Genomic DNA, 1,610 nt, shown 5'->3' with positions numbered 1-1,610 from the left:
GTGTCTGTTTAGCTCCAGGGGGTGATCGACGGGGAACATAATTTTTGAATTAAAATTTCCCAGGCCATAAAAACTGTTACAAGATTGTTACTTGTACAAACTTTTTTAATTTTCTATCTTTGCGACATGAACACACGCCTCACACTTCTGTCGGAAGATAAAGAAAAACTGGTGGACAAAATCCTCGAGCTCGAGGAACGACTGAAATCTCTCCAGGAAAAATACGAGGCCCTCCTTAAAAAACCAACCAAAGGGGCCTCCGCCTCTTCCGACAAGAAACCCGACTTCCTAAAAACCGGAAAAGCCAAAAGCCTTCCTCCCCATCGCTGGGGCCGCAAGAAGAACCACCCCGGGTGCACCCGCCCGACGCCCACGCACATCGATCGGATCGTTGATCAACGACTCGACTGTTGTCCCCAATGTCAGGGGCCCCTCAATGAAACAACCGATTCGTCGTCCCATATCCAGGAGGATATTATTCCGGCACGGGTGGAGGTTGTCCGGTTCGTCCATCATGCCTATTGGTGTACCACGTGCCATACCGACGTCGTGGCCCCCCCCGCCTCGGATGAAGTTCCAGGCGGGTATCTGGGTCCCCAGGCGTTGGCCACCATGGTCTGGCTGAAATACCATGTGGCCATCCCCACCAACAAAATTCAAACGCTCCTCCATGACCTCTGTGGGCTTACCGTATCCCAGGGGGCCATCACCCAATCGTTCCAACGCCTGGCGGGTTATCTGCGCATTGAAAGTGACCAGATTCGCGAGGCCATTCGAACCGCTGCCGTTAAGCACGTCGATGAAACCGGGTGGACCATCAACGGCGTCTCTCATTGGCTCTGGGCGTTCGTCAATGAGACCTGGGCGTATTTTTGCGTTGACAAAAGGCGGGGGAGTGACGTGCCCATCGGCATTCTCGGCAAACTCTTCACAGGGGTCCTTGTGAGCGATTTTCTCCACGCCTACAACACAAAGATTCATGGCCGAAAGCAGAAATGTCTTGTCCACCTTCGACGTGAAATCCGGGAGCAACGGGGCGATGATCCCCCGTTGGATTTCACCGAACCAGAAAAAAAGCTTAAACGTCTCTTGGCCGACGCCCAACGGTTGGTGGACCGACGCTCCCACTGGTCTTCCCTTGTTTTCGCTCGGAAGGTCCGACGTGCCAAAGAGCGATTGTTTGAATTTGCCACCGCTTCTTATTCCAATCCCATCTGGAAACGGCTCAGTAAGAGAATCCTCCTGCACCGGGACAGTCTTTTCACCTTTCTCGATGTGCCTGGATTACCTTCCGACAATAACACGGCCGAACGAGCTATTAAACCCCACGTTATTATTCGAAACCGCTCATTCCAAAACCGCACACCGGCCGGCGCAGGAGCCCATGGGACATTGTCCAGTCTGGTTCAAACTCTCCTACTCCAAAAGCGGCCTGTCCTTAAGGACATTGCACACGCCTATCTCCACCACCGACAAAACCGCCCCAATCTAAGGGCCCCCGCAGCACCTCCGGTTCTCTTTCCACTGACATAGCTCCGGTATCTAAGGGGGGTTCCGCCCTTCAGCTCACCCTTATTTTGGTTTCTCACCCCCTGGAGCTAAACAGACAC

General features: G+C 53.4%; 1 protein-coding gene. It reads left to right on the top strand.

The window, feature by feature from the left end:
- Nucleotides 1–126: 126 nt before the first annotated feature.
- Nucleotides 127–1,533 carry an IS66 family transposase gene (locus tag JNK54_10685; GenBank protein MBL8024724.1) on the top strand — a complete coding sequence of 469 codons (1,407 nt, stop codon included), beginning with the start codon at nucleotides 127–129 and terminating at the stop codon, nucleotides 1,531–1,533.
- The last annotated feature ends 77 nt before the right edge of the window (nucleotides 1,534–1,610 follow it).

Source organism: Elusimicrobiota bacterium (genome assembly GCA_016788905.1).
Taxonomy (GTDB): Bacteria; Elusimicrobiota; Elusimicrobia; order FEN-1173; family FEN-1173; genus JADKHR01.
Note: the sequence above shows the minus strand (reverse complement) of the source record. Positions and strands in the feature narration are given on the sequence as shown.

Excerpts from the sequence above, each read along its gene's own strand:
- JNK54_10685 (MBL8024724.1), top strand. The coding sequence starts at position 127 with ATGAACACACGCCTCACACTTCTGTCGGAAGATAAAGAAAAACTGGTG.